21 protein-coding genes are annotated in these 19,718 nt (G+C 38.5%); 18 read left to right on the forward strand and 3 right to left on the reverse strand.

From position 1 onward, the window contains the following. Positions 1 to 262: 262 nt before the first annotated feature. The 6 genes from aroE to IC621_RS17760 all read left to right on the forward strand — a co-directional run bounded on the left by aroE (position 263) and on the right by IC621_RS17760 (position 3,770). Positions 263 to 1,105 (forward strand): shikimate dehydrogenase, encoded by an 843-nt coding sequence (aroE, locus tag IC621_RS17735; protein WP_191159902.1) that lies wholly within the window; start codon positions 263 to 265, stop codon positions 1,103 to 1,105. Continuing rightward, complete coding sequence (gene yhbY, locus IC621_RS17740; protein WP_191159904.1) at positions 1,099 to 1,398, forward strand: ribosome assembly RNA-binding protein YhbY; 300 nt, start codon at positions 1,099 to 1,101, stop codon at positions 1,396 to 1,398. The genes aroE and yhbY overlap by 7 nt, the downstream gene beginning before the upstream one ends. 18 nt (positions 1,399 to 1,416) lie before the next feature. Further along, positions 1,417 to 1,986, forward strand: coding sequence for a nicotinate-nucleotide adenylyltransferase (locus IC621_RS17745; protein WP_191159906.1), 570 nt, complete (start codon positions 1,417 to 1,419; stop codon positions 1,984 to 1,986). Then, positions 1,976 to 2,533 (forward strand): bis(5'-nucleosyl)-tetraphosphatase (symmetrical) YqeK, encoded by a 558-nt coding sequence (yqeK, locus tag IC621_RS17750; protein ID WP_191159908.1) that lies wholly within the window; start codon positions 1,976 to 1,978, stop codon positions 2,531 to 2,533. Before IC621_RS17745 ends, yqeK begins: the two co-directional genes overlap by 11 nt. 143 nt (positions 2,534 to 2,676) lie before the next feature. After that, positions 2,677 to 3,030, forward strand: coding sequence for a ribosome silencing factor (gene rsfS, locus IC621_RS17755; RefSeq protein WP_191159910.1), 354 nt, complete (start codon positions 2,677 to 2,679; stop codon positions 3,028 to 3,030). Then, positions 3,027 to 3,770 (forward strand): class I SAM-dependent DNA methyltransferase, encoded by a 744-nt coding sequence (locus IC621_RS17760; RefSeq protein WP_191159912.1) that lies wholly within the window; start codon positions 3,027 to 3,029, stop codon positions 3,768 to 3,770. Before rsfS ends, IC621_RS17760 begins: the two co-directional genes overlap by 4 nt. Before the next feature lie 285 nt (positions 3,771 to 4,055). Here IC621_RS17760 and comER read toward each other — a convergent pair whose 3' ends face one another. Beyond that, positions 4,056 to 4,883 carry a late competence protein ComER gene (gene comER, locus IC621_RS17765; RefSeq protein ID WP_191159914.1) on the reverse strand — a complete coding sequence of 276 codons (828 nt, stop codon included), beginning with the start codon at positions 4,881 to 4,883 and terminating at the stop codon, positions 4,056 to 4,058. Between the two features lie 84 nt (positions 4,884 to 4,967). Here comER and IC621_RS17770 point away from each other — a divergent pair, with 84 nt between their 5' ends. From IC621_RS17770 to IC621_RS26890, 4 genes are all read left to right on the forward strand, one after another. Further along, positions 4,968 to 5,609 (forward strand): helix-hairpin-helix domain-containing protein, encoded by a 642-nt coding sequence (locus IC621_RS17770; RefSeq protein WP_191159916.1) that lies wholly within the window; start codon positions 4,968 to 4,970, stop codon positions 5,607 to 5,609. A gap of 230 nt (positions 5,610 to 5,839) precedes the next feature. Next, on the forward strand, positions 5,840 to 6,421 hold the full coding sequence (locus IC621_RS17775; protein ID WP_191159918.1) for a ComE operon protein 2: 582 nt from the start codon (positions 5,840 to 5,842) through the stop codon (positions 6,419 to 6,421). 363 nt (positions 6,422 to 6,784) lie between these two features. After that, on the forward strand, positions 6,785 to 8,926 hold the full coding sequence (locus IC621_RS17780; RefSeq protein ID WP_191159920.1) for a DNA internalization-related competence protein ComEC/Rec2: 2,142 nt from the start codon (positions 6,785 to 6,787) through the stop codon (positions 8,924 to 8,926). 42 nt (positions 8,927 to 8,968) lie between these two features. Continuing rightward, positions 8,969 to 9,103: a hypothetical protein gene (locus tag IC621_RS26890; RefSeq protein ID WP_263575996.1), complete on the forward strand. Its 135-nt coding sequence runs from the start codon at positions 8,969 to 8,971 to the stop codon at positions 9,101 to 9,103. A 121-nt stretch (positions 9,104 to 9,224) separates the two neighbouring features. Here IC621_RS26890 and IC621_RS17785 read toward each other — a convergent pair whose 3' ends face one another. Beyond that, the gene (locus IC621_RS17785; RefSeq protein WP_191159922.1) at positions 9,225 to 9,359 is read right to left on the reverse strand and encodes a YqzM family protein; all 135 of its coding nucleotides are present in this window, start codon (positions 9,357 to 9,359) and stop codon (positions 9,225 to 9,227) included. 388 nt (positions 9,360 to 9,747) lie between these two features. On the opposite strand from IC621_RS17785, the gene holA reads away from it, so the two are divergent. Further along, positions 9,748 to 10,764: a DNA polymerase III subunit delta gene (holA, locus tag IC621_RS17790; protein WP_191159924.1), complete on the forward strand. Its 1,017-nt coding sequence runs from the start codon at positions 9,748 to 9,750 to the stop codon at positions 10,762 to 10,764. A gap of 216 nt (positions 10,765 to 10,980) precedes the next feature. Here the strand turns inward: holA and rpsT are convergent, their stop codons facing one another. Then, complete coding sequence (rpsT, locus tag IC621_RS17795; protein WP_191159926.1) at positions 10,981 to 11,247, reverse strand: 30S ribosomal protein S20; 267 nt, start codon at positions 11,245 to 11,247, stop codon at positions 10,981 to 10,983. Positions 11,248 to 11,458: 211 nt separating this feature from the next. Between rpsT and gpr the strand changes: the two genes are divergently transcribed. The 7 genes from gpr (at position 11,459) to grpE (ending at position 19,715) form a co-directional block, all read left to right on the forward strand. After that, on the forward strand, positions 11,459 to 12,580 hold the full coding sequence (gpr, locus tag IC621_RS17800) for a GPR endopeptidase (protein WP_191159928.1): 1,122 nt from the start codon (positions 11,459 to 11,461) through the stop codon (positions 12,578 to 12,580). A gap of 63 nt (positions 12,581 to 12,643) precedes the next feature. Continuing rightward, a complete protein-coding gene (spoIIP, locus tag IC621_RS17805) occupies positions 12,644 to 13,852 on the forward strand; it encodes a stage II sporulation protein P (RefSeq protein WP_191159930.1) in 1,209 nt (402 codons plus the stop codon). A 15-nt stretch (positions 13,853 to 13,867) separates the two neighbouring features. Continuing rightward, on the forward strand, positions 13,868 to 14,224 hold the full coding sequence (locus tag IC621_RS17810; RefSeq protein WP_191159932.1) for a YqxA family protein: 357 nt from the start codon (positions 13,868 to 13,870) through the stop codon (positions 14,222 to 14,224). A gap of 169 nt (positions 14,225 to 14,393) precedes the next feature. After that, on the forward strand, positions 14,394 to 16,232 hold the full coding sequence (gene lepA, locus IC621_RS17815; RefSeq protein WP_191159935.1) for a translation elongation factor 4: 1,839 nt from the start codon (positions 14,394 to 14,396) through the stop codon (positions 16,230 to 16,232). Between the two features lie 286 nt (positions 16,233 to 16,518). Then, on the forward strand, positions 16,519 to 17,673 hold the full coding sequence (hemW, locus tag IC621_RS17820) for a radical SAM family heme chaperone HemW (RefSeq protein ID WP_191159937.1): 1,155 nt from the start codon (positions 16,519 to 16,521) through the stop codon (positions 17,671 to 17,673). A gap of 316 nt (positions 17,674 to 17,989) precedes the next feature. Then, entirely contained in the window at positions 17,990 to 19,042 is a 1,053-nt protein-coding gene (gene hrcA / locus IC621_RS17825) for a heat-inducible transcriptional repressor HrcA (RefSeq protein WP_191159939.1), read from the forward strand. 94 nt (positions 19,043 to 19,136) lie between these two features. Then, positions 19,137 to 19,715 (forward strand): nucleotide exchange factor GrpE, encoded by a 579-nt coding sequence (gene grpE, locus IC621_RS17830; protein ID WP_191159941.1) that lies wholly within the window; start codon positions 19,137 to 19,139, stop codon positions 19,713 to 19,715. Positions 19,716 to 19,718 lie beyond the last annotated feature (3 nt).

The following is a 19,718-nucleotide window of genomic DNA, read 5'->3' on the forward strand; positions in this document are numbered from 1 at the left end:
GATGTGGCGTTCTTAGTCTGTGTTCCTTTTCCAGGACTCTAACGGGCAGTTGGTTCATCTACTGCCCGTTAGAAGAGGGATAAAGTGAAACTTTCATCCGCAGTTATTCTAAGGCTTTATTGGAAGTTGTCGAACATAATCTGTGTTCCATTCTAAATCTATACAGGCATGTTATCCCACAAAACTTCTTAGTTCCAACTGAAGACATATGGGTGGGGTTTATTCCCCGTTAAGAGGGAGATAGATAAAGGGAGAGTGAACTATGGGAAAGCTATATGGCCTCATTGGATGCCCTGTGGGACATTCGATGTCGCCCGATATTCATAATGATGCATTTTCACATTTACACCTTTCAGCGTATTATCACGCTTTTCATGTTGAGAAGGAAAAGTTAGCAGATGCTGTCTCAAGTCTAAGAACTTTGGGAGTGCTTGGTTTTAACGTAACTGTCCCGCATAAAGTAGCAATTATGCCATTGCTGGATGAAATTGATGAGTCGGCCAGCCGCATCGGAGCAGTTAATACAGTGAAAAATAAAGATGGAAAGTTGATCGGTTATAATACAGATGGAATCGGTTATTTGACTTCTTTAAAAAGGAGGATTAAAAAACCGTTAAGTGAAAGTAAAGTACTTCTAATTGGTGCTGGGGGAGCGGCAAGAGGCATCTATTTTACACTTGCAAAAGAAGGCTGCCTTCAGATTGACATTTGTAACAGAACTATTGAAAAAGCGAAGGACCTTATAAGTGAATGTCCCATTAAAGTAAAAGGAGACGCCTATTCAATACACGGTGCTGAAAACTTGATTTATGACTATGATATTATCATACAAACAACATCTATCGGAATGCATCCTAACACTTCAGAAAAGCCAATCGAGCTTACGGGCGCTAAGAAAGAATGTTTAGTAAGTGATATCATTTATAACCCTATTCAGACACAATTGTTAAAGGAAGCAGAGGCTGAAGGAATGCAAACTCTAACAGGTGTAGGAATGTTTGTTCATCAAGCAGCTCATGCCTTTATAATTTGGACTGGAATCGAACCAAATGTTGCCCGTATGGAAAAAATAGTGATCAACAAACTAGGAGGTACATCATGTTAACTGGAAAGCAAAAACGCTTTTTGCGTTCTAAAGCCCATCATTTAACACCTATTTTTCAAGTAGGAAAGGGCGGGGTAAATGATAATATGATTAAACAGGTTGATGACGCTCTTGAAGCGCGAGAGCTAATCAAAGTCAGTGTTTTGCAGAATTGTGATGAAGACAAAAATACTGTATCAGAGCAATTGGCTAAAGGTGCAAAAGCTGAACTTGTTCAAGTAATTGGGAACATGATCGTCCTATATAAGGAATCAAAAGAAAACAAAGAAATAGAGCTGCCAAAATCAAATTAGAGCACGAGGGGGAGGAGAATGAATAAAATTGGGATACTTGGGGGGACATTTGATCCTCCTCATTATGGTCATTTACTAATTGCAAGTGAGGTTCTTTCATCTCTCAAGCTTGATCAAATTTGGTTCATGCCGAATCATACACCCCCTCATAAGCTGAATGGAGCTCACTCTGCTAGTGCTCACAGGGTGAAGATGATTGAAAAGGCAATCGAAGGAAATCAATCTTTTAAGGTACAGACGATTGAACTTGAACGTGAGGGCCGTTCCTATACATATGACACAATGATGCTATTGAAAGAAAGCTATCCTGATACTTCCTTTTATTTTATCATTGGCGCAGATATGATAGAATATTTGCCAAAGTGGCATAAAATCAATCAACTATTAAACATCGTTACATTTGTGGGCGTATTAAGGCCAGGTTATAAATCAGAGACGAATTATCCGGTTTTTATGGTGAAGGTTCCCCAATTTGATGTCTCATCGACTATGATACGTGAACGTATTATAAATCGGATGCAAACGAATTATTTACTTCCTGACAGTGTGATAAGCTATATTAAGGAGAACAAGCTATATGAAACGTGAAGAGGCCTTATTTCTTGTAAAAAAGCAGCTGACTGAACATAGATACCAGCATACTCTCGGTGTGATGGAAACTGCTGTCCACTTAGCAAAGGTTTACGGGGCAGATGCTGCAAAAGCAGAACTGGCAGCCATCTTTCATGATTATGCAAAATTTAGGCCGAAAGAGGAAATGAAACAGGTTATCTTGACACAAAATATGAGTAAGGATTTGCTGATTCATCACTCAGAGCTGTGGCATGCGCCCGTAGGAGCTTATCTGGTTCAGCTAGAGGCAGGGGTGTCTGATGAGGAAGTATTGGATGCCATCCGATATCATACGTCAGGAAGACCAGGTATGACTCTTCTGGAAAAGGTTATTTATGTTGCAGATTATATTGAACCAAACCGCCAATTTCCCGGGGTGGAGCAAGTACGGGAATTGGCAGAGAAAAGCTTAGATCAAGCGATGGTCAAAGCCCTGCAAAATACAATTATCTTTTTGATGAAAAAAAATCAAGCCGTTTACCCGGTGACAATCGAAACGTACAACTCACTTGTGTTAAATTAATGCTTTTTTAGCTTCGGCAAAGGTATCACTTTAGAGTTAGGGTAACAGATCAATTTTGAAACTATAAGCAATCAGCGATTCTCAGATTGCCTTGATTTGAAATCTCTTAGAAAGAGCATTAAAAAAGGAGGATTAACCTTTACATGACAGAAAAAGAAATTTTGTCAATTGCTGTTAAAGCAGCAGACGATAAAAAAGCGATGGACCTTGTGGCCCTCAAAATGGAAGGCATCTCACTGATAGCTGACTATTTTTTAATTTGCCATGGTAATTCAGACAAACAGGTCCAAGCAATCGCGCGGGAAATTAAAGATCAGGCAGAAGAAAATGACCTTCTAGTTAAACGGATGGAAGGCTTTGATGAAGCAAGATGGATTTTGGTTGATTTAGGTAGTGTTGTGGCGCATATTTTTCATAAGGATGAAAGAGGCTATTACAACTTAGAACGTTTATGGGGAGATGCCCCTCAGGAAGATTTGTCAGGCGTGCTTCAATGATGTATGAGAGCTTTGCCTATGTTTATGATTATTTAATGGACGAGGCTCCTTATGAGCAATGGAAAAAATGGATTATAACAAAAATGACTGAATATTCCAGCGGCCAAAAAATTCTCGATCTTGCTTGCGGGACTGGTGAAATATCTGTACGTCTTGCAAGAGAAGGCTTTGAAGTAACAGGGATTGACCTTAGTGAAGACATGCTAACAGTGGCGCAGCAAAAAGCTTTTGAAGCAGGACTTCAGATTTCATTTTTTCAAATGGATATGCGGGAATTAAGCGGGTTTGAGGATCAATTTGACAGTGTCATAATTTGCTGTGATTCATTGAATTATCTATTAGCAGAAGAAGATGTTTTCAAAGCCTTAAAATCCGTTTATCGACAGTTAAAGCCAGGCGGTATACTCCTTTTTGATATTCATACTCTTTATAAAGTGAATGAACGCTTTGCAGGCCATACATTTGCTGATAATGGCAAGGACGTTAGCTATATTTGGAACAGTTTTCACGGGAAAGAAGCAGGCAGTGTGGACCATGAAATTTCTTTTTTTATTAGGCAGAATGATTGTTATGAACGGTATGATGAGCTTCATCAACAAAGGACATACCCGCTTGAACGGTATAAAAAGTGGTTAATGGACGCACAGTTTCAGTTACTTGAGGTTACAGCTGATTTCACTGAAAATAAACCTGAAGATTTCACTGAACGAGCCTTTTTTGTTGCTAAAAAACCGTCATAGGGAAGATTCACCAATAGTATTTCTGTTTTCACAAACTTTGTTACTAATGAACCACATTCTATTACTTCGAGGCAATCCTGTGGCAAGAGGTGAGACTTGTAGCAATCGGCTACTCACCGATTGCCCATAGTAAAATGCCTAATATATGTTATTAGCATCAATCATTTGATAAATAACCAAGGAGCTTGCGGCAGACAAGCTCCTTTATTGTGAAAACAATTTAGAAAAAATTTTGTTTGTTTTTTTATCATTTAAAGAAGGATTATTGTTGCAGGCATAGAATAATTATTTGTGGCTCTCAAATTGTTCATTTATTTCCTTAATGTCTTCATAATATTTTGCATGTGTGCTCTGGAACAATTTTTCAAACATGTCTCCTATTTCTGATTCTAACACCTTTATTCCTTCTCCTGTTACCCCGCCCTTGACACATACCTTATCTTGTAATGTTGGTAATGTATAAATTTCTTTTTCTAACAATTTTCCCAGCCCTATGACCATTTCACTTGTTAACTGTATGGCCTGGCCTCTTGAAATTCTTGTTTCTTTAACAGCTGCATCAATAAATTGCTGCAGGATGTAACTTAAAAATGCTGGTCCGCAGCTGACAATATCTGATGAAATCCTTGTCACATCTTCTTCAATTTTGATCGGTGTAGAGATTGCTTCAAATAATCCCTCAATATCTTTTCTTATTGATTGACTGCACCGATTTCCATAGGTTATTAACGAGACACCAGCTAAAGCTCGATTTGTAATACTAGGAATCACTCTTGCGACTTGGCAATTTACCAATCTTTCAAGCTGAGTCACACTGAATGGACTTGTAATAGATACGATACAATGTTCTTTTGTTAATTGTGGCCGGAGTCTATCTAAAAGGGGGTGTATGTCTAATGGTTTTACACAAATAAAAAGAATCTTGGATTGTCCAGCTAGCTCCTCATGGTTTTCCACTATATTTATGGATGGATAGGTTTTTTTTATCTTTATCGCCTTATCGATCGTTCTGTTGGTTATAAACATTGATGAGGGTTTCAAAATTTCGGCTTCAAGGAAAGCTTCAATTAGTATCCTCCCCATATTTCCTGTTCCAATAAAGCCTGTATTCAATGGCCATTCCCCTCCTTTACAACTTTCTACTCCTACACAATATGATCCAAAATGAATAAATATGAATGGAAGTAAGGTGAGCATGTGACTTTTCTAAAAAAATACAAAACTGGGTTGATTATTCTTCTCGTTTGTTTGGCAGCTCTTTTTTTCTATTTAAGAGCGAGTGAATCCACCACGGAGTCTGCAACTGCCAGCCTTGAGAATGAATTTGAATTTGCTGAAAAAGAGTCGGAAGATCATAAACAGCCTGAGGAAAATATTTCTACAACCATTGTTGTTGATCTGAAAGGGGCTGTGTCAAAGCCTGGTGTCTATGAAATGGAGACAGGGGAACGTATTTATCAAGTAATTGATAAGGCGGGCGGTTTATTAAAAGAGGCTGACGAAAAGAAAATTAACTTAGCTACCCAGCTAGTCGATGGGATGGTTGTTTACGTCCCTTTAAAAGGAGAAGAGGGTGAATTAGCTGGTGGGAATTTAATGGGAAATGGAGCTGGAGAGAATACAGTCAGCAGCTCAAATGGAGAAGCAAAGGTAAATATTAATCAAGCTGATTTAAATGAGCTGCAAACAATAACCGGGATCGGACCAGCTAAGGCAGAAGCTATCTTGACATATCGAGAAGAAAACGGAAATTTTAAAAAAGTTGAAGATTTATTAAATGTTACCGGGATTGGGGAAAAATCATTGGAAAGGATAAAGGATTCAATAGTCGTTCAATGAAGGTTTGACGAAAATTGTCTATTGTTTGTAAACTATTATTGTGGATGTTTTCGTACACGTGGCCTGCGAATGAATAAAATTCATCACTTTCTAGAATTTATTTCTCTCCCTATAGGTGAGAGGTGGGCTGTGAGATTTGAAGGAATCGGCTACAGACCGATTGCCTTTATCTAATTGTCTATTAAAAGAACCATTATTAAATATTATCGTCATTTTTAGGGGGAGCAAGAGTGGAAAGAATCTCATGGAATCAATACTTTATGGCGCAAAGTTCACTATTGGCATTAAGAAGCACATGTACACGTTTAGCTGTGGGGGCTACAATTGTCAGAGATAAAAGAATTATAGCTGGAGGGTATAATGGGTCAATAGCAGGTGGAGTGCATTGTATTGATGACGGCTGCTATGTTATTGACAATCATTGTGTCAGAACCATTCATGCTGAAATGAATGCATTATTGCAATGTGCTAAATTCGGTGTCCCAACTGAGGGGGCAGAAATCTATGTCACTCATTTTCCTTGTTTGCAATGCTGCAAAGCAATTGTCCAAGCGGGCATCAAGAAGGTTTTCTATGCTGCAGACTATAAAAATCATCCGTATGCAATTGACCTTTTTGAACAGGCAGGAATCGTGACAGAACAAGTTGAACAAGCGCGAATAGAAATAGGACCAGACGATAAGATGAGAATTGATTTCATCCACACTATGCTTAATAAACTTGCTGATTCTGGAGCAAGTCAAGCTGAAATGGATGAATATTATAAAAAGGTTGATCAATTATTTCTTGTCAGTTCAGAAAGTTCAAGTTAATTAAAGTATTATCGGGTTAAAGAATGTTATCGTTTCTAGCTGCAGCGCCTAGCCCTCCTGAGGTCTCAGGACCAATCTTCAGAGAAAGGAAAAAGCTCCTTTCTGTGAAGCTCGCCCGATTGCTCGCCCTAGGCTGAGCAAGGCGCTTCCGCTTTTCGTTTGTCTAGCTCCGACGGACAGGACGTCCTAGTGCCGGCAATGTCACAGGACGTGACGTCTTTGCCGGCCAGGCGCCATCAGCCCTTAGGTCATAAGCCAATCCGTCTAAAAGGTTAAGAACAACCTCCCAGCCACTCCGAATACTTGTCGCCGACGGACTAGCGTCTTGCACTTTCTAATAAAGATCTAGCATTGGAGGATATTTTGAAAGGAAAACTTATTTATATAGCAACCGCTGTTTGTTTGGCGGTTGCCTATTCACTTAACCGGTCGATCTTATTTTTGCTTATTTTTCTATTATTTCTTGTCTGTCTTTACCTTAAAAAGCAAAAGCTTCTATCTCTGATCATCCTCATTGTTTTTCCAGTTTTCTATCTCCTTTCTTCTTATATTGATCTTCAAAATCAAACGATATATAAAGAAGGACCTCTTACCTTCCAAGGAAGAATCATTGAACAGCCAGTTATCGATGGTCATTTATTCCGTACCGTTATTGAAACAGACCAAAATGAAAAATTGGCTGCTATCTACTCAATCTCCTCAGAAAAAGAGCAAATTGCTTTAAAAAACCTCTTAACGGGCTCAATATGCAGCTTTCAAGCAGATTTAACTACACCGAAACATGAAACAAATCCATTAGCATTTGATTATCATGACTATCTCTATCAGCAAAGCATTCATTGGACAGCAAAGATTAACCAGCTAGAAGGCTGTCAGCAAGACCATGATATTCTTTCGAAAATTAAACAGATCAGGCAACAAGGACTCCGGTTTATTGAGAAGTATTTCCCGGAGGAATCAGCAGGGATCGTCCAAGCGTTATTATATGGAGAACGATCTTTAATAGACACAGAAGTTGAAGGGGTCTATCAGGAATTAGGTCTCATTCATCTTTTAGCAGTGTCAGGTCTGCATGTCGGCATTTTAGTTGGCGGCTTGTATTATCTGTTTATTAGATGTGGTGTATCACATGAAAAAACACAGCTCATTCTCATTATCTTGCTGCCGGTTTATGCTGTACTAACAGGAGGGGAACCTTCCGTTCTAAGATCTGTTTTAATGGCAGGGTTGTTTTTACTTTCTAAAAGGTTGAAACTAAGGGTTTCCGTTTTAGATGTTATTAGCCTCACATGTATTTGTTTGCTCCTGGTAAACCCCTATTATTTATTTCATATCGGTTTTCAGCTTTCCTATTTGTGCAGTATTTCTATAATCGCATCGGCTGGAATCCTACAAAAACAAACAAACTCATGGAAACAATTATTTACCGTTTCTGCGATTGCGCAGGTAAGCTCTTTGCCGATCATTCTTTACCATTTTTACAAAATCTCAATTTTGAGCCTTCCGTTAAATATTATTTTTGTACCATTTTATACAGTTATTGTCCTGCCTTCCTCAATCATTGTTACTGTTTTTACGTATTTTTTCCCTACAATTGGTTCCTCAATTATCTTTTTTTTCAATAAAATGCTCGCTATTAGTCATGAAGCGGTTCAGTTTGCAGCAGAGCTTCCATTTGGAATAGTCGTAACCGGTCAACCCCCGACAATTATTATTCTTGTTATCGTCCTTTTTAGCTGCTGGATTTTTATTTCTTTAGAAAAGGAGCATCCATTTCGAGCTGCGATATGGCCTTTGGCTGGATTAATTGGTTCGTTGTGTATAACTATGGTTACTCCAATTTTCGATCCCTCAGGTGAAGTGACGATGCTTGATGTGGGGCAAGGCGACAGTCTATTTATAGAGGCGCCTTTCAGGCAGGGAGTTTATCTTATTGATACAGGGGGCAAAATCGAATTTCAGGAAGAGAAATGGGAAGAGCGAAGAAAAACAAAACCTTTAAGCAAAACGACGATCATCCCGTTTTTGCACTCTAAAGGTATAACAAGTATCGATAAATTGTTTTTGACCCATGGGGATTTAGATCACGCAGGAGAAGCAGTTAATATGATGGACTTTGTAAAGATTAAGGAATTAGTTATCCCTATAGGATTTAACCGTGGGAGCTTTGAAACAGAAATTTTAACAAAAGCGAAACAGGAGGGGGTTAAGATAACTGAAGTACAGGCCGGCAGTGTTATAAAGGGTGATCAGGTGTCCTTTTTTGTAGTAAGTCCAAGTAAGCTGACTGAAAGTAAGAATGATGACTCGATCGTATTATATACAAAGATTGGCGGCTTAAGGTGGCTATTCACAGGAGATTTAGAGAAAAACGGGGAGGAAGAGATTATGAGAAGGTTTCCCGATTTAAGGGCGGATGTTCTCAAGGTCGGTCATCATGGAAGCAGGGGGTCCACAAGCAAGGAATTCGTTCAGCAGCTTAGGCCGATGGCCGGGTTAATTTAAGCCGGGGAGAACAACAGGTACGGTCATCCGTCAAAGGAGGTTATGGAAATACTAGAGGAAGAAAAAGTGCGGATCTTCCGAACAGACCAGCAAGGAGCATTTCAATATATTTATAAAGGGGAAAGTGGAACCTTTTCAATCTATCCCCCATACGATGAAGTATCCTCTTTTAAATAGAATTCATCGTTTGTAGATGTAAAAATCCAACCGCTCTATTTTTTGAGGTTTAGCTAGGAGTTTGCAGAAAACAGACTGAACCAATAAGAGACTGCATGATAGCAGCCTCTATGTAGAGGGATCAAGATCCTATTAACTTAATCGCTGTTGCTATCGCAAAAATTAAAGCGAAAAAGCCAAAAGTAACTACGAATCCAACGCCAGAATCAACCACGTCATTCCGTTTACTTTGTACATTCTTTTCAAATTCGTTCACAGCTTACCCCTCCTATTTCATACTTAGTATAAGCCAATCGAAAAAAAAAATCTATACCGCTTTCATGAAGGAAATAGTAAGAACTGCTAATTGGTTGTACAAATACTTTAACATTATTAGGTGAAGAATAAAATATGATTAATCGTAACTTTGTAAGTTGCCCGGGGCTTATAAAGCGACGTTTAATATAGATGGAGGGTAAGCCTTTTGGTTTATCCTCTTTTCCTTTTTTGAATCCTGGCATGGAGCTGACTGCTTCACCCTTTGTTTTCTAATAGAAGCGATAGCCACTATATAAAATAAATAATTGAAAATTGATAAATACTTGCCAAATCAGAATATGTCTTTTACCATTAGAGCAGACTTTAAACATTTCAAGGAGTTCAAAATGGTTTTAAAAATTTGGCAGGATATAGAGAAAGGGAAATTACATCCCCTCTTTTTAGTCACCGGTACAGAAAATTTTCTTCTTCAGGAAACAACGAAAAAGATTGTTCAAGCCGGCCTGAATGAGGAAGAAAAAGATTTTAATTTATCTGTTCATGATATGGAAGAAACGAGCGTAGATGTTGCCATAGAGGACGCTGAGACACTTCCCTTTTTGGGGGAAAAGCGGATCGTTATCATTCAAAATCCAGTTTTTTTGACAGCTGAAAAGAAAAAGGAAAAAATAGATCATAATCTTGATAGGCTAATCCAATATATTCAGGAGCCTGCGCCATTTACAACAATGGTTTTTTCAGCACCTTATGAAAAACTGGATGAGCGAAAAAAAATAACAAAGCTAATCAAAAAACAAGCACAAATCGTCGAAGCAAAAAACTTATCAAATAACGAAACCGAGCTTTTTATCCATTCATTGGCAAAGCAAGAAGGGAATACGATTGAATCTGCTGCAGTTTTGGAAATTATGTTCTTGACGAATGGTAACCTTACAGCGATCAGCCAGGAAATGAATAAGCTTTGTACATACGCAGGTTTTGGTAATGATATTACTCAAGAACTGACAAGCCAGCTTGTAGCCAGAAGCCTTGAGCAAAATATCTTTGAATTGATCGATAAGGTCGTTAACAAAAAAGGTGAGAAAGCCCTGCAGATATTTTATGATTTATTAAAAACAAATGAAGAGCCAATAAAAATTTTATCTCTCATTACCACTCAATTTCGACTTATACTTCAAACGAAACAACTTTCTAGTGCCGGATATGGTCAGAAGCAAATAGCTGGAAATATAAAGATCCATCCATATAGAGTAAAGCTTGCTTTGGAACAAGCCAGATTATTTGATGAGGAAGAACTAAAAGATATAATAAAGCAACTAGCAGATGCTGATTACGAGCTAAAAACAGGAAAAAAAGACAAGAAGCTGATCATCGAGCTATTCTTATTGAAATTATTTAAATAAAAAAACGATCCTCTCACTAAAGGATCGTTTTTTTATTGTTTCAGAAAGTTTAAGTTTATTAAAGTATTAACGTGATAAAGAGTGTATCATTGTCCAGCTCCAGGCGCCATCGGCTCGAGGTCATAAGCAAATCCGTCAAAAAGGTTAAAAAACAACCTTTCTGCCGGATTTACTTATGCTTGTCGCCGATATGCGGGCGCCCTGCGCTTTTCGTTCTTATGCATTGATTCCGTTAACAGATTTTGTTAAACGAGATTTAGAGCGAGCTGCTGTGTTTTTGTGGATAATTCCGCTTTGAGCCGCTTTGTCAATTTTTTTAGTAGCGTCAACTAAGGCAGCTTTAGCGTTATCAGCATCTTTGTTCACAACTAAAGCTTCAACTTTTTTTACTGCTGTACGCATTGAAGATTTCAAAGTAGCATTTTGAGCACGGCGCTCTTCACTAGTTTTTGTACGTTTAATAGCTGATTTAATGTTAGGCATTTCTTTCACCTCCTATAAAAGCATTCGAGATCTATTTAACTCGATTTTACATTTTCATTGATTAATAAGAACAAGAGATATTCTACCAAACGCCTCTGTATAATGCAATACTCTTGTAAAGGATTTTTCATTGAAGCAATTCAAAAAGAATGAATTTATCCAGGTTTGGAGAAACTTTATGGTGAGAAAAAAGTGCGCAGGAGGTTTTCTAATGAAAGAGCCTTTAGATTTAAGCAAATATCAAGTGAGAACAGATTTGGCAATTGAAGCGAAGGACATGGCCGCCGAGCGGCAAACAAACCAAAATCAGGCAGATCAATCTGGTGAGATGAAGGGCGTCATTGTGAATGAACGTGAAGGTGATGGCGTTAAAATTACATCTTTAGAAATCACAGAAGAGGGTGCAGAGGTAACTGGAAAGAAAAAAGGTACCTATTTAACCCTTGAAGTCCAAGGTATTCGCCAGCAGGATTCAGATCTCCAAGAGAAAGTAGTCCAAATATTTGCAAAAGAATTTAGTGCCTTTTTAAAAAATTTAAATATTTCTCAGGAAGCAAGCTGTTTAATTGTTGGGCTAGGAAACTGGAACGTAACGCCAGATGCGTTAGGTCCCAATGTCGTGGAAAATTTATTAATTACAAACCATTTATTTAGATTACAGCCGGAAAATGTACAAGATGGATTCCGTCCTGTCAGCGCGATTGCTCCAGGAGTGATGGGGATTACAGGAATAGAAACAAGCGATATTATTATGGGAGTAATTGAAAAGGCAAATCCCGATTTTGTTATCGCAATCGATGCTCTTGCTGCCAGATCAATTGAGAGAGTGAATTCAACTATTCAAATTTCAGATAGCGGGATTCATCCAGGCTCAGGAGTTGGAAATAAGCGAAAAGAGTTGAGCTATGACACATTAGGTATTCCGGTAATCGCAATTGGGATCCCAACTGTAGTTGATGCTGTTTCAATAACGAGTGATACGATTGATTTTATTTTAAAACATTTTGGCCGAGAGTTAAGAGAAGGAGACCGTCCCTCAAGGTCACTGGCACCTGCTGGTTTAAGCTTTGGGGAGAAAAGAACTCTTTCAGATGAGGATTTACCTGAAGAAGGGCACCGAAATCAGTTTTTAGGGATGATTGGAACGTTAGAGGAGGAAGAAAAGCGAAGACTCATCCATGAAGTACTCACACCGCTTGGACATAATTTAATGGTAACTCCAAAAGAAGTGGATACATTTATTGAAGACATGGCAAATGTATTAGCAGAAGGACTTAATACAGCGTTGCATAATCAAGTGGATCAGGAAAATAAGGGAACTTATACACATTAATCGGTCTACTTCTTCTAGCTTGTTCATAGATATTTACTAGACAAGCTCTGAAGGAGGTTGACCATGAAACGATTGCGCCCTAATCAAGGAATGGTTGTCACAGTCAATGGAACAAGTCTACTAAAATCATTGATGGTCACTATTATTTCATTAGTGATGATTTTCCTATTAACAGGTATTCTAACGTCTTTAAAACCGGAATACAGGATCGCATCCTCGTCTATTAATGGATTTGCAAATAACATTGCAGGCGAGGCCTTTGTTCATCTCATAAGTATGGAGAATCATTATTTTAAAAGTGCCTTGCCCAAAGAGAGCAACCCGCCGAAACTCTCATCTCTTTTATTTAATGTGGTAACCAGTGTTAATCCAGATGACCCGAGAAGTTTATTGGGAAGAGAGCTTCCAGGGTTTTCCTTGTTTGATAGCGAGATATTGGTGGCTGGAGAGGGGACGAATTATACGACGTTGCCAATAGAATCTGCTCCTCCAATGGAAGTGTTAGAGAACGAAAGAGAGGCTGCTGCAAAAAATTTAGACGATTTAACTGAGCCAGATAAAGAAAAACCAAAAGCACCACCATCTCAAACAACCGGTGACCGAAATGTTGTTTATATTTACCACACGCACAATCGAGAATCTTTCTTTCCTATGCTAAATATTGAAAATACTTCAAATGCGAATTTAGCGATGCATTCTGAAGCAAATATTACATTGGTTGGAGAAAAATTAAAAAAAGAGTTAGAAGCGCAGGGCGTGGGGGCTGTCGTTGAAGATGAAAACTTCTACAACATATTAGCTGAAAATAAATGGAGTTATAGTAAGTCGTACGCTGCTTCAAGACCGATTGTTGAAAGCGCAATGGCTTCTAATAAGGATATTCAATATATTATTGATATTCACAGGGACAGTCAAAGATATGACACAACAACTAAAAAAATAAATGGAAAAGCTTATGCCAAAGTAGCCTTCGTCATTGGAGGTAATTATGCAAATAATGAAAATAACGTAAAAATCGCGAATGAGCTTCATGACAAGCTTGAAGAAAAGTACCCTGGTCTTAGCAGAGGAATTATAGTAAACAAAGGCTCCCGTACCAATGGAGTTTTTAACCAAGACTTAAGCGAAAACGCCATGCTTATCGAATTTGGCGGTGTTGACAACAGCTTAGAAGAGCTTAATCGAACAGCTGCTGCGGTAGCGGATGTGTTTAGCGAACATTATTGGCAGGCTGAAAAAGTAAATGCTGAAGGAGAAACGCAAAAACAGTAATCGGATGTGAGGAAAATGGTAAAGTTCATGCTAAAATGCTTTATAATCAGTACAATCTTGCTATTTGGCGTTCTGATTGGCATGCAGCAGGCAAACGTTGGCTTGCTGAATATGAGAGGCTATGAGGATCCGGATTTAAAAGGAGCTTTTTATATACCAAATGAGCCATCTGGAGAAGTTGAGGCAACTGTGCTGGGAGAGGAAGTAACGAGCCACAATTTAGAACAAAAGCAAGAAAAGCTCGAAAAAATCGAAGCATTCAATTTATTCTCCCAAGCCGGAAAATGGATCGCAAACGGCGTTTCGTCTCTAGCCTCCACAATAGCAAGTTTCTTAGGTGAACTTATATCCAACTTACTCTCCAAAATCTAGTGCCAGGCACCCTTCAGTGCCTGGCACTTTTCGATAGCTTCCCAAAGCGGTGCCAGGCACCGTTCATTATGACACCGTTCATTAGTATTACTTTATATTGAATCTTGATAACCCTATTGATATAATCTAACCTAGTGCATTGCGTCATTTAGTAGGAGTGATTAAGGTAATGAAAAGAGAAGATAAATTAAACAGGCAGCAGCGGATCCGGAATTTTTCGATCATTGCACATATTGATCACGGAAAATCAACATTGGCTGATCGGATTTTAGAAAAGACTTCTGCCATTACGCAGCGTGAAATGAAAGAGCAGCTTCTTGATTCAATGGATCTTGAACGTGAGCGGGGAATCACGATTAAATTAAATGCTGTACAGCTCAAATATAAAGCAAAGGATGGAGAAGAATATATTTTTCATCTAATTGATACACCTGGGCATGTCGATTTCACTTATGAGGTTTCACGAAGCCTTGCAGCATGTGAAGGAGCAGTTCTTGTCGTTGATGCTGCCCAAGGTATAGAAGCGCAGACACTAGCCAATGTCTATTTGGCTTTAGATAATGACTTAGAAATCCTGCCTGTTATAAATAAAATTGATTTGCCGAGTGCTGAACCTGAACGGGTAAGGCAGGAAATTGAAGATGTCATTGGTTTGGACGCAACAGATGCGGTACTTGCTTCTGCTAAAGCCGGAATAGGAATCGAAGATATCCTCGAGCAAGTTGTTGAAAAAGTCCCTGCACCACAAGGGGATCCAGATGGCCCGCTTAAAGCGCTGATCTTTGACTCCTTGTATGATGCCTACCGTGGGGTAGTGGCATATATTCGGATAGTTGAAGGAACTGTAAAAGTTGGTCAGAAAATTAAAATGATGGCAACAGGCAAAGAATTCGAAGTATCAGAGGTTGGCGTATTTACGCCAAAGGCTGTTTCTTGTGACGAGCTGACTGTGGGAGATGTTGGTTTTTTATCTGCTTCTATTAAAAATGTCGGAGATACGCGGGTTGGAGATACGATTACGAGTGCTAAAAACGGAGCAGCAGAAGCTCTTCCAGGCTATCGAAAATTAAATCCAATGGTTTTTTGCGGTCTTTATCCAATTGATACATCCAAATATAATGATTTACGAGAAGCGTTGGAAAAGCTGGAGCTTAACGACAGCGCTCTTCAATATGAACCAGAGACATCCCAAGCATTAGGGTTTGGTTTCCGCTGCGGATTTCTAGGGTTATTGCATATGGAAATCATTCAAGAACGAATTGAACGCGAATTTAAAATTGATCTAATTACCACAGCACCAAGTGTTATCTATCATGTTTATATGACAGATGGCGAGGAAATTAGAGTAGACAATCCATCAAATATGCCAGATCCGCAAAAAATTGACCGAATTGAAGAGCCGTATGTTAAAGCGACTGTGATGGTTCCTAATGATTTTGTTGGAGCAGTAATGGAGCTTTGCCAAGGAAAACGGGGTATATTTGTTGATATGCAATACTTAGACGAAAATCGTGTAAGTATCGTTTATGAAATTCCACTTTCTGAAATTGTCTATGATTTCTTCGACCAACTAAAATCAAATACAAAAGGATATGCTTCTTTTGACTATGAATTAATAGGATATAAAGCTTCAAAATTAGTGAAAATGGATATTCTTTTAAATGCAGAAAAAATTGATGCCCTTTCGTTTATTGTTCACCGGGATTCAGCGTATGAACGCGGTAAAGTAATTGTAGAGAAATTAAAAGAATTGATACCGCGCCAGCAATTTGAGGTGCCAATTCAAGCAGCAATCGGACAAAAAATTGTTGCAAGATCATCTATAAAAGCAATGCGAAAGAATGTATTAGCTAAATGTTATGGAGGAGACATCTCCCGTAAACGTAAACTGCTTGAAAAGCAAAAAGAAGGTAAAAAACGAATGAAGCAAGTAGGATCTGTGGAAGTCCCGCAGGAGGCCTTTATGGCTGTCCTTAAAATGGATGATACCAACAATAACCCAAAATAATTTTGGCTAGAAACCTGTATGAGGCTGACTCAAATAAATCGTACACGACGCTTTCAAATGATGGAATGTTCAGTTTGAAGGGTCTTAAGTACAACAATGAGTCAGCCTCATATTTCATTGTTTTCAGAAAACTTGAATAATAAAAGCGCCAGGCGCAATCGGCCCTTAGGCCTCAGGCCCAATCCGCCCGAAAAGGTTAAAGAACAACCTTCCAGCAGGCTCGCCTGAATGCTTGTCGCCGAAGGGCTAGAGCCCCTGAGCTTTTCTAATAAAGAAGGTGAGTAAATTGATTAAGAGTGCCTATATCCACATCCCCTTTTGTGAACATATTTGTCACTATTGTGACTTTAATAAAATCTTTATCCAAAATCAGCCTGTTGACCAATATTTAAGCTACTTGCAAAAGGAAATGAGAAATACAATTGAAATCAATCCTATTGACAGCTTAAAGACAATTTTTATCGGCGGTGGAACTCCTACCGCACTAAATGAAAGAGAGCTTGGCACTTTGATGGAAATAATCCATTCCGAGCTTCCGCTCACGAAGGAGTTAATTGAATTTGCAGTTGAAGCTAACCCCGGAGATTTAACGAAGGAAAAATTTCTGATTCTAAAAAAGGCTGGTGTAAATCGCCTTAGCTTTGGTGTTCAAAGCTTTCATAATGAACGCTTAAAGATGATTGGAAGAACACATCGAAAATCAGATGTCATCCGTTCGATTCAGTTAGCAAAAGAAATAGGGTTTGAAAACATTAGTATCGATCTCATGTACGCCTTACCAGGACAAACGCTCGAAGAATTTAAGGAAACCTTGGACGAGGCATTTAGCCATAATGTCCAGCATTATTCTGCATATTCGTTAATTGTAGAGCCTAAAACCGTTTTCTATAATCTGATGAGAAAAGGAAAATTATCTTTGCCGCCACAGGAAGAAGAGGCGTTGATGTATGAATATTTAATGGAGTCAATGGAGGAGCATGGATTTCACCAATATGAAATCAGTAACTTTTCTTTACAAGGTTTTGAAAGCAAACACAACTTGACATACTGGAATAATGAAGATTATTTTGGATTCGGTGCTGGCGCCCATAGTTATATGAATGGCAGGAGATGTGCGAATGCAGGGCCGCTCAAGAAGTACTTTCAAGAAATCAATGATAAAGGTGTTCCTTATATTAATGTTCATCATGTTACTAAGCATGAAAGAATGGAAGAAGAAATTTTCCTAGGATTAAGGAAAACAAATGGAATCAGCAAAGCTATTTTTAAGAAAAAATTCGGTGTGAATATAGAAGATGTATTTGCAGAGCAAATACAGGAACAAATAGAACGAGGGTTATTAGTTAATAAAGGGGAACAATTGTGTTTAACTCATCAAGGAAAGCTATTGGGGAATGAAGTTTTCCAAACTTTTATCGGAGTTTTAGAAAGCGTGGATTAAAAGGTTTGCGTGGTAAAGCGAGGTTTCATATCCAGCCCGATTATTAAGTCCGTATGGCACTGCAGATTTCAGTGCTGTTTGCCTTGAGTTCCCATAGTTTGATCCTGCTTCATCGCCTTGTGCCCTTAGGGTGCAAATCCGCCAAAAAGGTTAATAAATATCATTTTTTTCCTGCTCGTATGCTTGCCGCTGAAGGACTAGCGCCTTTCGCTTTTTATAGAGTAATTTAAATGATTGACAATAAGCATTCATTTTGATACTTTTTAATATAGATTTAGCACTCGTTCATGCAGAGTGCTAACAGAGGTGATGAATCATGCTTACTGATCGTCAACTGCTGATATTACAGGTAATCATTGACGATTTTATCTTTTCAGCACAACCTGTGGGCTCTCGTACGTTATCTAAAAAAGAAGATATTACATTCAGCTCCGCAACCATTCGAAATGAAATGGCTGATTTAGAAGAGCTTGGCTACATTGAAAAAACGCACTCTTCTTCAGGGAGAGTTCCTTCAGAAAAGGGATATCGATACTATGTAGACCACTTGTTGGCGCCTCAGCGGTTAAAAAAGTCTGATATAACAACTATTCGCTCTTTATTTGCGGACCATATTTTTGAACTCGAAAAGGTTGTGCAAAAATCGGCTCAAATTTTATCAGATTTAACAAATTACACAACGATCGTTCTTGGTCCGAAAGTGAATGAGCATCGTTTGAAAAGGATTCAAATTGTTCCCATAAATGAGGATACAGCTGTCGCGATTATTGTGACGAATACTGGACATGTTGAGAATAAAACGATTTCTTTTCCAGCAACTGTTTCCCCGGCTGATATTGAGAAAATGGTGAATATTTTAAACGATAAATTAGTTGGTATTCCGCTTTTAGAACTCCGTGACAGAATGTTCAAAGAAGTAGTTAAACTTTTAAAGGCACATATTCATAATTATGATTCTGTTATGCATGTATTCGCCAGTTCTTTAACATCTGAAGATCATGAGAAAATCTTTTTTGGCGGAAAAATGAAAATGTTAAACCAACCTGAATTTAGTGATATTAGCAAAGTGAAAATGCTCCTATCGTTAATTGAGGAGGAAGAAAAGATACTTTCACTGCTCCGCGGAAAGGATGCGAATATTTCAATCCAAAACGGCGGAGACATTTCTATTAAAATCGGCAAAGAAAATGAAGTAACGGCAATGGAAAATTGCAGCTTAATTACCGCTACTTATTCATTTGCGGATGAACAGATTGGGAAGATTGCCATTCTAGGGCCAACAAGAATGGAATATTCAAGGGTGGTAAGTTTGTTACAAGTTTTAACATCAGACTTGTCAAAAGCAATCTCTAATTTGTATCATGAATAGGGATGTTGGTCATATTGAGAATGGATGGGATCTATATTCCATCCCCTTTCCCTTGTCATAAATCGACTAGGGAGATTTTAAGGAGGTGAAGGAAATGGCAGATGAAAAACAACAGGTTGAAACCCAAGAGGCAGAGGAAGAAAGAGAAAAGGATACATCATTAAATGAAGAACCTGAAGCTGCTGACGTCCAAGAGGTATCCGAAAATGAATTAGAAGAAGCTCAAGCTAAAATTGCAGAACTTGAAAGTAAGCTTGAAGAAAGTGATAACCGAATGGTCAGATTACAAGCAGACTATGAGAATTTTAAACGCCGAACTCGTCTTGACCAAGAAGCATCGCAAAAATACCGTGCACAAAGCTTAATTACTGAACTATTACCAGCTCTTGATAATTTTGAGAGAGCGTTACAAATAGAGACAGATGATGATAAAACACAATCTGTTCTACAAGGTGTTGAGATGGTATATCGTCAGCTTCTTCAAGCCATTCAGAATGAAGGTGTTGAAGCGATTGAAGCAGTGGGACAACAATTTGATCCCCATCTTCACCAAGCAGTTATGCAGGTGGAAGATGAAAACTTTGAATCAAATACAGTTATTGAAGAATTTCAAAAAGGGTATAAGCTTAAAGACCGCGTCATCCGACCAACTATGGTTAAAGTAAATCAATAACAA

It is taken from the genome of Metabacillus arenae (assembly GCF_014773385.1).
Lineage (GTDB): Bacteria > Bacillota > Bacilli > Bacillales > Bacillaceae > Metabacillus_D > Metabacillus_D arenae.

Coding starts and splice junctions, on each gene's coding strand:
- aroE (WP_191159902.1), top strand. CDS start 263: ATGGGAAAGCTATATGGCCTCATTGGATGCCCTGTGGGACATTCGATG.
- yhbY (WP_191159904.1), top strand. CDS start 1,099: ATGTTAACTGGAAAGCAAAAACGCTTTTTGCGTTCTAAAGCCCATCAT.
- IC621_RS17745 (WP_191159906.1), top strand. CDS start 1,417: ATGAATAAAATTGGGATACTTGGGGGGACATTTGATCCTCCTCATTAT.
- yqeK (WP_191159908.1), top strand. CDS start 1,976: ATGAAACGTGAAGAGGCCTTATTTCTTGTAAAAAAGCAGCTGACTGAA.
- rsfS (WP_191159910.1), top strand. CDS start 2,677: ATGACAGAAAAAGAAATTTTGTCAATTGCTGTTAAAGCAGCAGACGAT.
- IC621_RS17760 (WP_191159912.1), top strand. CDS start 3,027: ATGATGTATGAGAGCTTTGCCTATGTTTATGATTATTTAATGGACGAG.
- IC621_RS26890 (WP_263575996.1), top strand. CDS start 8,969: ATGGAAATACTAGAGGAAGAAAAAGTGCGGATCTTCCGAACAGACCAG.
- holA (WP_191159924.1), top strand. CDS start 9,748: ATGGTTTTAAAAATTTGGCAGGATATAGAGAAAGGGAAATTACATCCC.
- rpsT (WP_191159926.1), bottom strand. CDS start 11,247: ATGCCTAACATTAAATCAGCTATTAAACGTACAAAAACTAGTGAAGAG.
- gpr (WP_191159928.1), top strand. CDS start 11,459: ATGAAAGAGCCTTTAGATTTAAGCAAATATCAAGTGAGAACAGATTTG.
- spoIIP (WP_191159930.1), top strand. CDS start 12,644: ATGAAACGATTGCGCCCTAATCAAGGAATGGTTGTCACAGTCAATGGA.
- IC621_RS17810 (WP_191159932.1), top strand. CDS start 13,868: ATGGTAAAGTTCATGCTAAAATGCTTTATAATCAGTACAATCTTGCTA.
- lepA (WP_191159935.1), top strand. CDS start 14,394: ATGAAAAGAGAAGATAAATTAAACAGGCAGCAGCGGATCCGGAATTTT.
- hrcA (WP_191159939.1), top strand. CDS start 17,990: ATGCTTACTGATCGTCAACTGCTGATATTACAGGTAATCATTGACGAT.
- grpE (WP_191159941.1), top strand. CDS start 19,137: ATGGCAGATGAAAAACAACAGGTTGAAACCCAAGAGGCAGAGGAAGAA.